The sequence below is a fragment of the Marinomonas sp. ef1 genome, assembly GCF_002806845.1.
Classification (GTDB): Bacteria; Pseudomonadota; Gammaproteobacteria; order Pseudomonadales; family Marinomonadaceae; genus Marinomonas; species Marinomonas polaris.
Map to the genome: position 1 here is coordinate 82,282 of NZ_NHTT01000004.1, position 13,668 is coordinate 95,949.

Genomic DNA, 13,668 nt, shown 5'->3' on the forward strand with positions numbered 1-13,668 from the left:
CGAAGCCCCAATTTGGGGCGGTAATAAATTACAAGCAAAAGACTCGACTGCATATTTAAAAAAGCAAAAAAAATGCACGTTTTCAACATCATAGATCAATAATATTCACACTATTGGTGCATTCAACTAATCTATTTTTTGCACCGTTTTAGGTCATTGAGCCTCTTTATTGTGCACTGAATTTCAGTTAGTTATATGATTTATAACAAATTTTGGCTTTTTGGATTGTTTGATGCTCACAAAACTTTAGATAGATTTTGTGAGCTTTATTGCTCTTAGGCTTTTTGAAAGTATCGAGTACAAGGTGTCACAACCACAAAGGCGTGACTTTTTTATGCACTTTTGCTCTCGAGGTAGCTCAATGATTAAGGCGATACTAAAAGTAAAAAAACGATTGGTTGTAAGTTCTCTAGCGGTGGCCCTTGGATTAGGCGCTGTCGCTTCTTCTGCTAACGCTGCAGACTATAACTGGCGCTTCGCTAACCTATACAGCCGTGGTTCTGCCTTCGGTGCTGTGTATGAAGATTTAGCAAAAAACATTGAGACTATGTCCGACGGCCGCATCAAGGTACAAGTTCTTTATGACGGTGAAGGTGTTGGTTCTTCTGGTATTTTTGGTGCAGTAAAAACAGGCCTAATTACTATGGGCGCGACGTTCCAATCTTTGAACGCAGGCGAACTTCCAGCTGGTTTGGTTGAGATTGGCCTACCTGGTGGCACAAGTGATGTTGGTGAGCTAACTACCTTGTTCCAAGAAAAAGGCTGGGCGCCAATTCTTAAAAAAGCGTACGGCGACCAAGGTCTAGTTTGGCTTGACCCTTACATTCAGCCAGCGGTTTACGTTATCACTAAGAAACCAATCAATTCTATTGAAGACTTCCAAGGCTTGAAAATCCGAGCGCCAGGCGCATACGGTAAGTTCCTACGTAACCTAGGCGCTTCTCCTGTTTCTCTTGCTTGGTCTGAGATCTACACAAGTCTTTCAACTGGCGTAATCGACGGTTCTATCGGTTCTAACATGATCGACCACCGCGATGGTAACCACGTTGAAGTAGCGAAATACATGTACCCACTTCCTCTAGCTGGTGCACAAGTGTTACCTATTATCGTTAACCAAAGTGCTTGGAACAAACTTCCAGCAGATCTAAAAGCCATTGTTAAAGCGGCGACAACCGTTCACGCTCAAGAGCAAATGACAAAGTCTAGACTTTGGGAATCTGAAGCAATTGCTGACATGGAAGCGAAAGGCCTTCAGTGGAGCCCTGAGCCAAGTGCAGCAGATAAAGCAGCATGGAAAGATGCAGGTTCTAAACTTTGGGATGAGTACGCAGCTGCAGACAAATACAGCAAAGAGTTGATTGACGTTCTTCGTAAAGAGCAGAAATAATCTACTCAGTAATAACTAAAACGGCCTTCACCAAGAAGGCCGTTTTACTTTTTCGATCCATCCTTACAGGTACAAAACAATGATAATGACTGCGATTAGGCGCTATTGTCTTGGAGTCCACGCGTTGGTGGCTTTCATTGGGAATTCCGTTTCCTATCTTATGCCAGTATTAGCATTTGTCGTTGCTTTCGAGGTTTTCTCTCGTTACATCTTAGATAGCCCAACCATTTGGGCCTACGACACTTCGTTATTTATCTTTGGTTATATTGCGGCATTAGGCGGCGCTTATGCCCAACAGCAACGTGCCCACATCAATGTCGATATCCTTTACAACAAAGTCTCAGCTCGAACGAAAAGCATATTTAACCTATTTTCATTCGCACTCGCCATGTTCTTTATGGTTATCGTCTGCAAAATGAGCATAGGTAAGTTTGAAGAAGCACTCGAGTTTAACTACCGTCGTCAAAGTGAATGGGCTCCTCACATGCATCATTATTGGCTAATGATGGCAATCGCTAGTGTGCTACTTATTCTGCAACTTTCCAGCGATTGGATTGATTCATTACACCAAGCCATTACTGGTAAACCCTTATTACCAGAAGCACCGGCAGAACAAGAGGAAGCCGCACAATGATTAGTATCGAATTATTAACGGCTATTTTATTCGCCTGCATCATAGCATCGTTTGCCTTAGGCGCACCGGTTGGTTTAGCGCTTGGCGGTATCGCGATGGGCATAGGTTATATGACCTGGGGCGATGCGTTATTTAACGTTATTCCTACCACGCTAGAATCCACACATTTTAGTTTTATCCTACTTGCCATCCCTTTGTATATTTACATGGGTCAATTGCTCACTCGATCTGGCATTGGCGATGCCATGTTTAACGCCAGCCAAATGTTAATTGGTCGAGTACGTGGATCGTTGGCCATAAGCGTTATCGTGGTATGTTCGATGATTGGTGCCATGGTGGGTATCATTGGCGCAGGCATCATGACGTCAGGCAGTATCGCACTGCGTCCGATGCTGGAACGTGGCTATGATAAACGTCTCGCATTGGGCGTTATTATGGCGGGTGGCGGCTTAGGTATTTTGATTCCACCTAGCATCCCGATGATCATGTTTGCATCGTCTACGCAGAACTCAGTAGGGCGCATGTTTATCGGTGCCTTGATTCCAGCGCTTATCACTATCGTCTTGCTGATCGCTTACGTAGTGATTTCGTGTAAGTTAAACCCAAAGCGCGCGCCGATGGATGTGGTGCCAGAAGTACAGCCAACGCCAAAAGAAAAGTTCCTAACCGCTCGCGATGGCTTGTTGTCTCTGCTGCTGATTGTTGCCGTGCTTGGCAGTATCATCATGGGGATCGCGACACCAACAGAATCTGGTGCTATCGGTGTAGTTGGTGCCATTGTTCTAGCTATTTTCTTTAAACGCTTCAAACCGCGCATGGTACAAAAAGCGGGGATGCAAGCAGCGTTGCTAGTCAGTGTGGCGATGTGGATTATTGTTGGTGCGTCTGTGTTCAGTAACTTCCATTTGCTGATGGGCGTGCAAAACATGGTGGCTGGTTTCACTCAAGATTTGGGTTTACCGCCAATCGTCGTCATCATGTTGTTCCAATTAATCATGCTGTTGCTGGGCTTCATTATCGATGAATTTATCATCGTCTTAATGTGTGCGCCCATCTTTACGCCGATCGCTGTATCGCTGGGTTATGATCCAATTTGGTTTGGTATCTTGATGATTCTAAACATTGAGATCGCCGTACAAACGCCGCCTTATGGTTTTGCCTTATTCTACCTAAAAGGCATCGCACCTCCGGGCATCACCATGTTGGATATTTACAAATCTATCCTTCCATTTGTGCTGTTAAAACTTTTCGTCTTGATCATCGTAATGATGTTCCCAGAATTGGTAACTTGGTTGCCTAGCCAATTAATGGACTCATAACTTTCATCTAATTCGTAACGGTTGCTCATTATCATTAGAAAGGAACAAAGCCAGTGCGAAATACACTGGCTTTGTTGTTTGTATGGACGGTGATCTTTTCATAAATCAATATCGCTTCAATATCAAAGCCGCGTTTACACCACCAAAACCAAAGCCATTACACAACACGTACTCGACACTTTTTTCACGTGAAACCAATGGGATAAGATCCAAGTCGGCCATGCTGTCTTCTGGATTCTCAAGGTTTAACGTCGGAGGCAAAATGCCAGTGATTAACGCCTGCGCACTGAAAATAGTTTCTACGCCACCCGCAGCTCCCAACAAATGACCTGTCGCGGACTTAGTTGAAGAGATCGCCACCTCTGTGACTTTTTCACCAAACACTCGACGCAAGGCGTTAATCTCACCTCGATCACCAACCGGTGTAGATGTCGCATGCGCATTCACGTAGCCAATTTGATCAACTGAAATACCCGCCATGGTCAGAGCCGTTTGCATAGCACGAGCAGCACCTTCGCCATTTTCTGGGCCAGACGTAAGATGATAAGCATCCGCACTGGTGCCGTAACCAACGATTTCAGCCAATGGTGTCGCGCCTCGAGACAAGGCATGCTCAAGGGTTTCTAGTACCACTAAGCCAGCACCTTCGCCCATAACAAAGCCTTCACGATCTTTATCAAAAGGACGAGAAGCTTTAGCTGGAGCATCATTTCGCGTAGAAAGCGCCTTCAAGGCACCAAAGCCAGCAAGAGACAATGGATCGATGCAGGCTTCTGTACCTCCTGCCAACGCCACTTTTGCTTCTCCCGTACGCAATAGACGCATTGCATCGCCAATAGCTTGTACGCCCGCCGCACAAGCTGTCACCGGAGTGCCAATCGGTCCTTTAAATCCATATTTAATCGAAACGTTACCTGCCGCAAGATTGGCAAGAAAGGCAGGAACCGTAAAAGGCGACAAACGTCGAGCACCTTGCTCTGTTAAAACAGATTGCGCATGAGTAATGGTCGGTAAGCCGCCAATCCCCGTTGCAATGATGGTTGCGGTTGCTTCTTGGTCTTCAGCAGTCGTTGGTCGCCAATCGGCTTGGGTTAATGCTTCTTCGGCTGCAGCCAGAGCAAATAATGTAAACAGATCGACACGTTTACGATCTTTAGGTGACAGATAGTCCGATTCATTCAAACCATTAGCTTGTTCCGTATGACTTGGAACTTGTCCCGCAATATGAGTGCTTAGCCCTTCCGACAAAGTCGTCGGTAACAAACGAATGCCAGATTCACCACGAACCAATCGATCCCAGACAGAAGCCACACCTAAGCCAAGTGGTGAAACCAAGCCCATACCTGTAATAACAATACGTTCTTTAAGCGACATGAGATAACCCTCTTAAGTTTCAGCAGAAAGAAAGCCACCATGCTAAAGTGAGTCTATATATGATCAAGATAATATTTAGATTCCGATTTATACTGGGAGTCTCAATGGGATATACAGGAGCTCACCTAGGAGGTTTTAACTATGTCTTACACACCAAGACACAAAGAGCAAACTAGACAACGGATATTACAAGCCGCAGCAAAACTATTTTGCTCGAACGGCTTTGATCGCGTCACGCTTAACCAAATCATGCAAAAAGCCAATATGACACACGGTGCCTTTTATGCGCATTTTTCCGGTAAGAGCAGCCTGTACGAAGCCGCCATGCAATTCGCTACCTCCAATGGTTTTTGGGCACGAAATGACAAGCAAACCGAAAACAATGAAACACATCTAAGAGCATTGGTTACTCGTTATCTAAGCTGGAGTCGCAGCGACAAAGAACATCCATCGCCATTGGAGTTTTTAGTGACCGATGCCGCACACAAAGAAGAGAAAGTTCGCCAAGCCTATCAAGCTTGTTTTGACAGTCTGGTTGACCGTCTTGCAGGGATTCTAAAAAAACGTGGTAGCCAAGAAGCCGAAGCACTTGCAGAAGAGACCGTCGTGTCCTTAGTGGGAACCGTCGCCATCGCACGGTCTTTTGCGCAACCGCTGCAAAGTGACTTTTTAAAACGCGCCCAAGAACGCATCGTCAATCGACTTAACAGCGGATTAAAAAATAGCGTGCCAGTGGAAGGTTAGAAGCAGGCTCACATTAATAAACCCAGCGAGGGAATGCCTGTTTAAGTTCAGTAAGTACGGTTTCTTTCAAACTCTGAGCTGCTGTATTCAATCCGTCTGCTTGCATAAGACAAAGCATAAGATCTGGCAACCTTGGTAACCATTCTTTTTCTAGAACGACCAATGAGTCAGGACGACCGGCTGGAGTACGAACCGTAATGCCTAAACCCGCTTCTGTTGCAGACCACACACCCGATAAACTATGACTAGACATAGCCACCCGCCAAGGAATTTCTTTTGCATCTAACGCTTTTATCGCGCTCTCGCGCAGTAAACACGGGCTCTCAAATAATACTAACGACAATGGCATTTGTGGATCAGCAAGAGCCTCTGGAACACCAATCCATTGCATTGGAAATTGACCAATTACCTCAGTATTCTTAATAACGCTTTCCGTATTATTCCAGAGTAAAACGAGATCCAACTTTCCTTGTTGAAACCTTTCAATCAAATTTCTATTACGTGAAACTTGCACATCCAATACAACATCAGGATTCGTCCGATTAAACTGCGCCAGCATATCGGTCAAAAACCTTTCTCCAAAGTCTTCTTGTAGTCCTATTCGAACAATACCGGATACTTTAGGTTGTCGTAATGCCATCACCGCATCATCGTTCACAGCTAGCAAACGTTTAGCGTAGGAAAGCAGCTCTTCGCCAGCCGGAAGCAGTACTAAACTTCGTCCAGATCGTTTGACGATGGGTTGCTCAAGCTGTGCTTCTAGTTTCTTTAAGTGAGCGCTAACTGCAGAAGTTGAACGATTTAAGCGCTCAGCCGCTTCGGCAAAGTTACCCAACTCAACACCTAATACAAAACTGCGAAGTGCTTCCAAATCTAGCGTCGGTTTACGCATGACAAGTTCCTAATACATTGATCCTGATTTTCAGGACTATTATTACCATATATTTTGATTTTTTAAACATAAGAAAAACTTTAGTCTCATTATCCAACGTCAACACATCAACTCATTAGCGCATTAATTAGAGGGGGAATTCATGAACACATCATCATCGAATCTCGATAAAGAAATAATGAAACCCACAGAGGCAGAAAAAGCATTTGGAGATATAGCACCGTTCTTTGCCTTAGTAACAGACGAGATTTTATTCGATCAAGTCTGGCAAAGACCACAGCTCAGCTCAAGAGAGCGAAGCTTAATTACGGTTGCTGCATTAACCGCTTTGTACCGAACAGAACAGCAAACGTTTCATCTGAAAAAAGCCATTGAGAATGGTTTGAGTGTAGAAGAGCTTGCAGAAGCCATGACACATTTAGCCTTTTATGCAGGCTGGCCTTGTGCAGCGACAGGACTTGCAAGCTTAAAAAAACATCTCGCAACAGAACAACAGAAACAGACAGAAGAGGTGAAGTAATGCCATTCACACACATTTATATTTCAGCAGACAAGCCTGATGGCTATGTGAAAAAAGTCTCTCAATCACTTCACGAGGCATTAACTGAATCGTTTTTAGTACCTCAAAAAGACTGCTTCCAGATCATCAACCGCCTCACAGATAAACAACGTGTTTATGACAAAGATTATGCTTGTCAGGTAAACCAAGCTCGAAGTAAAAACTGGTTATTATTTGAAATTACAGCTGGAAAGCCTAGAGACACAAAAACCAAAGAAGCTTTTTATCGAACGCTATTAGCAAAACTACAAGTTTCTGTCGGTCTTAATCAAGCAGACCTCATGGTCATTATTTCAACAAATCAAACTGAAGAATGGTCATTTAGCAACGGCGCAATGGCGACCTTACCTTGAAAGGAGAGTAACAATGATTGTAATGCAATACAGTTTCACTTTACCGGCCAATTACGACATGCAAATTATCCGTAATCGGATTACAGAAAGCGGCCATAAATTAAACGGTTTTCCTCAACTTATCTTTAAAGGTTACTTGTACTCAATTAAAGACGATAACGAACTCGGCGCTCCTAAAGAAAATCAGTACGCGCCTTTTTATCTTTGGGAAAGTAATGAAGGCATGATCTCTTTTCTAGCAAATCCAGGGTATCAGCAGCTAGAGAAAGATTTTGGAAGGCCTAGAATAAGTTATGGAATCCCAATTACTTATTCAAATAAAACAAGTCTAACAAGTGCGAAATACCTTAAAAAAGAAGTCATTCACATCTCTAGAGATTCAAATATTGCCGATATTATTGAACAGGAAAGGGCGTTAGACACTGATATCTTATCTCCCATTAAAAACAGTTTAGTAGCCTATATCAGCAGTCTAGATCCAGAGCAATGGTTGCTAACACGCTGGACATTTTGGACTTCACAAACAGTAGAGATAAAGGAAATAACCGATGTTTTATCAAGAGATTGGTTTCACATTGGCTATTTGGCGCAATGAGCATGTCTTTTATTCGCTTGAAATAGAATGCAACATAAGAAAAATAACATGATAGTCACTACTAGCCCGTTACAAAATTAGTTACTTTGTAACGGGCTAGTAAACAGGCTACTGCTTTGCAGTTATTCCTGAATTATGCACTCAACTTCACACCAATTACCTTGGTCATGGGACTGTAAACACGCTTCAACAAAACCCATATCCTTAACCGCCTGATCGACATTTGGGTAATACAAAAAGTCCTTTTCCGATAATGCTAACCGTATATGCTTATATACATTTGCAAAAGCTTCTAAGTAACCTTCTGGATGGCCTGCTGGAATACGACACAAAGCGTTTAAACGCTCAGGGTAACCCGCGCCATTTCTAGTCAATCGTTGAGCCGGTGCTCCCATTGGCTTAAACCACAGCACATTAGGATCCTCTTGGCGCCACTCAATCGTTGCTTCACGACCGGTTAAACGAAAACCAAGATCATTTTCATGCCCCGTCATTACTTGTGAAGCCAATATCCGACCTTGCAGTATATTGTCACTGTAACCTAATTGAATTTCCGCATGGTCATCAACTCTTCTCCCTGCGACAAAAGTAGCCAAGCGTGCATTTACCGACGATGCAGAATAACCAATCAAATAACTAACCAAATTATAAGCATGTATGGCTATGTCACCTAAACATCCCGCACGTCCAGCCTTAGCAGGGTCAGTACGCCAAGCGGCTTGTTTTTGATCAGAATTTTCAATATCTGCGGCCAGCCAATCTTGTAGATAATAGGCATCTACCATTAACAACTCACCTAACTCTCCATTTTTGACCAATTCTCGTGCAACTTTAACCATAGGATTTTCAACATAGTTATAGGTCACAGCAAGAAAAGTGTTTCGCTCCTTTGCCAAAGCCTGTAATTCTTGAGCTTGCAGCAATGAAACAGTGAGAGGTTTTTCACAAATAACAGCAATCCCACGATCTAAAAAAGCCTTAACATTGTCGTAATGCAAAAAGTTAGGTGTGACAATACTCACCACCTGAATGCCATCTTCTCGTTGGCTTTCCACCTCAGCCATGGCATTAAAGTCAGAGTAGGCGCGGTCTGTCTCCACACCTAGTAATTTAGCGGATGCTTTTGTTCTTTCAAAGTTAGAAGAGAAGCAACCAGCGACAAGCTGGTAGCCTCCATCCAGACGAGCGGCCATGCGATGAACATCGCCAATAAACGCACCATCTCCACCACCAACCATTCCCCAATGCAATATAGCCATCCAATACTCTCCTAAAGTTGCACTGTCTGACCCAACTGATCGGATTGTTCGCAGGCATCCAGCACGCGTTGTACCTGCAATCCAGCGTCAAAGTCAGGCTGGTCCTGTACGCCCGACAGAATACTTTGAATAAAACGCTGATATATATTGAGAGTTTGTTCGCATTTAACTTCTTTCCAAATCCCCTCAATGACATCCTCATCAAGACATACTTCTAAGCGATCCCATTCCTCGCCTAGCTTTAATGAGACTTTCACCGCCCCCTTGTCACCATGAACAACTAACCGCAGGTCATTGAGGTTTCCTGTTGCCCAACGAGAAGTATGAATAGAGGCCATGGAACCATTTTGCATTCGAGCGGTGATCAATGCGCTATCATTGGCATCGAGATGGTATTCACCTATCTGATTATTTTCAGCTTTGTCGAAGGTCGTTAGAGTACAGTTCACACTAGCAAAGTCACCAACGGGAAAGCGAACAAAGTCGAGTATGTGAACACCTACATCGCCTAGTACACCTTTACTGCCATGCGCACTTGATAGCCGCCACAACCAAGTATCTTCGGTCTTCCAATCCCCCCATTTAGGGGATACTAACCAACTCTGCAAATAACTTGCTTCTACATGACGAATGTTACCGATACGTCCCATTGCAATAAGCTCCCGTGCTTTTTGTAACGAATGAGCATTTCGATAACTTAAATTAACCATATTTATGCACTTAGCTTTTTTCGCAGCGTCAGCCATTTCTTTGGCATCCGATGCATTGAGAGCTAATGGTTTTTCACATAACACGTGCATTCCAGCTTCAAGTGCTTGAATCGATAGATTTTTGTGAAATGGATCCGGTGTCACAATAGAGACTGCGTCCACCTGACCGCTGCTTAGTAGAGCCTCTACCGATCCAAAGGCATAAGGAATATTATGAGCCTCAACAAAGCTTGCAAGGCGCGAAGCATTTAGATCGCATGCCGCGACCACTTCGCAATTGGCTATTTTTGAAAACTCTTCTGCGTGAACTCGCGCCATACCGCCAGTCCCAATAATGCCGATACGAATCATTATTTGAAGCCCTCTTCACCAGGCTTATGCAAACCTTCGCCTTTAACTTCAATAGGGTTTGGAGCTTGATCAGCAGGGACACAAGGACATGAGTCGATCCAGCGGCTACCCTCAGGCTGAGACCATTTCACCGCATTTTTTAGAACACGTTTCACCTTGTCATCATAGTAAATTGGATAGGTTTCATGGCCCGGACGGAAATAGAATATTTTGCCATTACCACGACGATAGACAAGACCTGAACGGAATACTTCCCCCCCCTCAAATGCACTGATGAAAATTACTTCATCTGGATTTGGTACGGCAAACGGTTCGCCATACATTTCAGTATGAGGTAACTCAATATAGTCTCCCACGCCTTGAACAATAGGATGACCAGGGTTGACCACCCAGAGTCGTTCACGTTCACCAGCCTCACGCCATTTTAGAGAACAGGTAGTTCCCATTAAACGTTTAAATATTTTGGCATAATGACCGGAGTGAAGGACTAATAACCCCATTCCCTCAAGTACACGCTTCTGAACCCGATCAACAATTTCATCCGCAACATCACCATGAGCAGCATGCCCCCACCAAATCAAAACATCTGTGTTTTCTAGTTTTTCTTCGGTAAGACCATGCTCTTTATCCTGCAAAGTAACACTAGTTGCTTCAATATCCTGATCTTCATTCAAGCCTGCAGCAATGCAGTTATGCATACCATCAGGATAAATGCGAGCGACCACTTTATTGGTTTTTTCATGGACATTTTCCCCCCACACAGTCACTTTTATTGTCATTTTTTTCTCCTAGATATTATTTTTTTGATGATGGAAAACAAAATAAAGTAAACGTTTACGTAATTAACTTAAACGTTTACTCAAAAAAATAAAAGCCTTTTTGGAAAAATTTAATACAAAAAATTTCGAAGAATAAGGGAAGATATAGCTAGATAAAGAAGAGTTAAGCGCTCTCTCGGCTAACTAGTCGTGTCATCACTTCAACAACACGTGGAGGAAGCCCATCTAATTGCTCTGACAGCAAACTGACAGCTGCCTCAGCAATCTTGGGAATATCTTGATGGATAGTTGTAATCTTATTAGAGAATCGTGGAAGGTCGTCAAAGCCCGTTACAGAGATATCTTCAGGAACTTTGTACCCAGCATCTTCTGCGGCTTGAATAACACCAACCGCTAATTCATCATTTGCACAAATCACAGCGTCGTAAGGGAAAGGCTCAGATGACTGAAAATGCTCCATCATCTGACGATAAGCGCTTAGAGAAGAGCTAATTTGGCGAGGCACATTATCAAAATTTTCTTGGAGTCCTAGTTCACCAATCGCTTTTCGATAACCACGTAATCGCCCTTGGCTTGTTGAAATGTCGATATTTTCCCCTAAAAAAAGCATATTTTTCCGACCTTTTTTAAACAAATAGTGTGTAAGTTTATACACGCCATTTGCCTCATCAATGACAACAGAAGCACCCACCCCTGTTTCTAAAGTAACGTAGGGGAACTTTTGACGATCAAAAATTTCAGGCCGATCATCTTCTGTAGCGCCTAATAAAATCGCTGAGCTTGCCTGTGAAAACACTTCCTCAATATTTTCGTAAGCAAATAAAACCGGCACTAAACCCTTTCGATGTAAATATAAGGTTAATGCTTGATAAAGATGAACGAAGTAAGGCCTATCAGAAAATTCATAAGGAGAAGGGGGCATACATAGTGCAACAACTGGGGTTTTTCCAGAGATTAACTGACGAGCCATGACATTCGGTTTGTAATTAATCTCTTCACTCAAAGATATAATTCGCGCACGTAACGCTTCACTAATGCCAGGTTTTCCATTTAATGCTCGACTTACCGAAGCTATAGAAACACCAGCTAAACTGGCTAGTTCATGAATCGTAACGGACTTATTACTCATGCGAATATGATCACTTCTGAATGATTTTAAAAATATCGATAAGAATATCGCAAATTCACCCTGCAAGCGACTAAGAGCAAAACACTCTCCTTTCAAACGCCATGATTTTAAAAAAAATCAAAAAATCAGATATTCTGTTGACTAGAGTAAAGGTTTACTTTAGCTTAAAAACAAAGAGTAAACGTTTACGTTTCTGTTTTAACATAAAGCTCGAAAAAAACAAAAATAGGAGTGATGACAATGAAAAATCCGTGGAAATTTATAAACCCTTCTTTGCTATCCATATCGATAGTCGCCTCAGCGATCAATTTCGCACAAGCAGCTGAAGTAGTGCTGGTGTCTGGAGCCGTTGGTAAAGATATTGAAGTATTGAAGGAAGTGGTAAAACCTTGGGAAAAAAGCACTGGAAATAAACTAACTGTCTTTCCTATGCCAGCTTCTACCACAGACCAATTTGGCCAATATCGTCTATGGTTAGCAGCAGGGAACGCTGATATCGATGTGTATCAAACAGATGTCATTTGGGCCCCTCAACTCGCTAATAATTTTGTTGATCTAACTCCTTATACTAAAGATATCGTCGACCAACATTTCCCTTCCATTATTGAATCGCAAACAACCAACGGAAAACTAATTGCTCTACCTATCTTCACCGACGCTCCAGCCCTTTTTTACCGTAAAGATCTACTCAAAAAATATAATAAAACGGTGCCAAATACTTGGGAAGAACTAACTGAGACAGCCAAATACATCCAAACAAAAGAACGTGAAGCAGGTAACCCGGATATGTGGGGGTTCGTTTGGCAAGGTAACGCTTATGAAGGCTTAACTTGTGATGCATTAGAATGGGTGAAATCCTTTGGTGGAGGTCAAATAGTTGAAGCTGATGGTACGATTTCAATAAATAATCCAAAAGCTGTTGAAGCTCTTAAAATGGCAAAATCTTGGATAGGTGATATTTCTCCAGCAGGTGTTCTAGCTTATCAGGAAGAGGATGCCCGAGGCGTTTGGCAGACAGGTAATGCCGTTTTTATGCGTAACTGGCCTTATGCCTATGCTCTGGGCAACTCCGAAGAAAGTGCTATAAAAGATAAATTTGGAGCCGCTCCTTTGCCAAGTGGCGCAAGTCCAAATAAATCAGCAGCAACACTGGGCGGATGGAATGTAGCAGTTTCTAAATACTCTAAGCATAAAGAAGCGTCTATTTCATTGGTGAAATTCCTTGCATCTGAAGAAGTACAAAAGTATCGGGCGCTCCATTCATCGAATTTACCAACCATTATTTCCCTCTATGACGATAAAGATATAAAGGAACAACAGCCAATAATTGCGCAATGGAAAGATGTGTTTTTACATGCTGTTCCTCGTCCTTCCGCACCCACAAAAATCAAATACAACGAAGTGTCTTCTAAATTTTTCTCCGCAGTTCATAGCACGCTTGCTGGCAGTGGCTCAGCGGAAGAAAACCTCGAATTACTCGAATACGAACTTGAAACGTTAAAAGGAAATAACTGGTAATTCGGACTATTGACTGGACTCAAAGCAATATCATTTTTTTGAGTCCTTCCTTTAGATATAGGAAG

The 13,668-nt window shown here is 42.9% G+C and carries 14 protein-coding genes; 8 read left to right on the forward strand and 6 right to left on the reverse strand.

The annotated features are described in order from the left end of the window. Window positions 1-361 precede the first annotated feature (361 nt). From CCS02_RS06955 to CCS02_RS06965, 3 genes are all read left to right on the forward strand, one after another. Window positions 362-1,387, forward strand: a complete 1,026-nt coding sequence (locus tag CCS02_RS06955) for a TRAP transporter substrate-binding protein (protein WP_175550754.1) — start codon at window positions 362-364, stop codon at window positions 1,385-1,387. 79 nt (window positions 1,388-1,466) lie between these two features. Beyond that, window positions 1,467-2,021 carry a TRAP transporter small permease subunit gene (locus CCS02_RS06960; RefSeq protein WP_072839285.1) on the forward strand — a complete coding sequence of 185 codons (555 nt, stop codon included), beginning with the start codon at window positions 1,467-1,469 and terminating at the stop codon, window positions 2,019-2,021. Next, window positions 2,018-3,340 carry a TRAP transporter large permease gene (locus CCS02_RS06965; protein WP_198432078.1) on the forward strand — a complete coding sequence of 441 codons (1,323 nt, stop codon included), beginning with the start codon at window positions 2,018-2,020 and terminating at the stop codon, window positions 3,338-3,340. Before CCS02_RS06960 ends, CCS02_RS06965 begins: the two co-directional genes overlap by 4 nt. A gap of 105 nt (window positions 3,341-3,445) precedes the next feature. On the opposite strand, the gene fabF is transcribed toward CCS02_RS06965, so the two are convergent. Next, on the reverse strand, window positions 3,446-4,714 hold the full coding sequence (fabF, locus tag CCS02_RS06970) for a beta-ketoacyl-ACP synthase II (protein WP_100187197.1): 1,269 nt from the start codon (window positions 4,712-4,714) through the stop codon (window positions 3,446-3,448). Between the two features lie 141 nt (window positions 4,715-4,855). Between fabF and CCS02_RS06975 the strand changes: the two genes are divergently transcribed. Further along, window positions 4,856-5,458, forward strand: a complete 603-nt coding sequence (locus CCS02_RS06975) for a TetR/AcrR family transcriptional regulator (RefSeq protein WP_100187198.1) — start codon at window positions 4,856-4,858, stop codon at window positions 5,456-5,458. A gap of 13 nt (window positions 5,459-5,471) precedes the next feature. Here the strand turns inward: CCS02_RS06975 and CCS02_RS06980 are convergent, their stop codons facing one another. Beyond that, the gene (locus CCS02_RS06980) at window positions 5,472-6,350 is read right to left on the reverse strand and encodes a LysR substrate-binding domain-containing protein (protein WP_100187199.1); all 879 of its coding nucleotides are present in this window, start codon (window positions 6,348-6,350) and stop codon (window positions 5,472-5,474) included. Between the two features lie 142 nt (window positions 6,351-6,492). On the opposite strand from CCS02_RS06980, the gene CCS02_RS06985 reads away from it, so the two are divergent. Genes CCS02_RS06985 through CCS02_RS06995 form a run of 3 tightly spaced genes read left to right on the forward strand, consistent with a single transcriptional unit; the run spans window position 6,493 to window position 7,857 of the window. Then, complete coding sequence (locus CCS02_RS06985; protein WP_084122291.1) at window positions 6,493-6,870, forward strand: carboxymuconolactone decarboxylase family protein; 378 nt, start codon at window positions 6,493-6,495, stop codon at window positions 6,868-6,870. Then, on the forward strand, window positions 6,870-7,262 hold the full coding sequence (locus CCS02_RS06990; protein WP_072839289.1) for a tautomerase family protein: 393 nt from the start codon (window positions 6,870-6,872) through the stop codon (window positions 7,260-7,262). Before CCS02_RS06985 ends, CCS02_RS06990 begins: the two co-directional genes overlap by 1 nt. A gap of 13 nt (window positions 7,263-7,275) precedes the next feature. Further along, window positions 7,276-7,857: a DUF4865 family protein gene (locus CCS02_RS06995; RefSeq protein ID WP_100636211.1), complete on the forward strand. Its 582-nt coding sequence runs from the start codon at window positions 7,276-7,278 to the stop codon at window positions 7,855-7,857. Window positions 7,858-7,979: 122 nt separating this feature from the next. On the opposite strand, the gene CCS02_RS07000 is transcribed toward CCS02_RS06995, so the two are convergent. The 4 genes from CCS02_RS07000 to CCS02_RS07015 form a co-directional block, all read right to left on the reverse strand. Next, complete coding sequence (locus CCS02_RS07000) at window positions 7,980-9,116, reverse strand: Gfo/Idh/MocA family protein (RefSeq protein WP_100636212.1); 1,137 nt, start codon at window positions 9,114-9,116, stop codon at window positions 7,980-7,982. 11 nt (window positions 9,117-9,127) lie between these two features. Continuing rightward, entirely contained in the window at window positions 9,128-10,177 is a 1,050-nt protein-coding gene (locus CCS02_RS07005; RefSeq protein ID WP_072839292.1) for a Gfo/Idh/MocA family protein, read from the reverse strand. Beyond that, complete coding sequence (locus tag CCS02_RS07010) at window positions 10,177-10,956, reverse strand: ThuA domain-containing protein (protein ID WP_011977865.1); 780 nt, start codon at window positions 10,954-10,956, stop codon at window positions 10,177-10,179. Before CCS02_RS07010 ends, CCS02_RS07005 begins: the two co-directional genes overlap by 1 nt. 163 nt (window positions 10,957-11,119) lie before the next feature. After that, entirely contained in the window at window positions 11,120-12,085 is a 966-nt protein-coding gene (locus CCS02_RS07015) for a LacI family DNA-binding transcriptional regulator (protein WP_072839477.1), read from the reverse strand. Between the two features lie 240 nt (window positions 12,086-12,325). Between CCS02_RS07015 and CCS02_RS07020 the strand changes: the two genes are divergently transcribed. Then, window positions 12,326-13,603, forward strand: coding sequence for an ABC transporter substrate-binding protein (locus CCS02_RS07020; protein WP_100187202.1), 1,278 nt, complete (start codon window positions 12,326-12,328; stop codon window positions 13,601-13,603). Window positions 13,604-13,668: the final 65 nt, after the last annotated feature.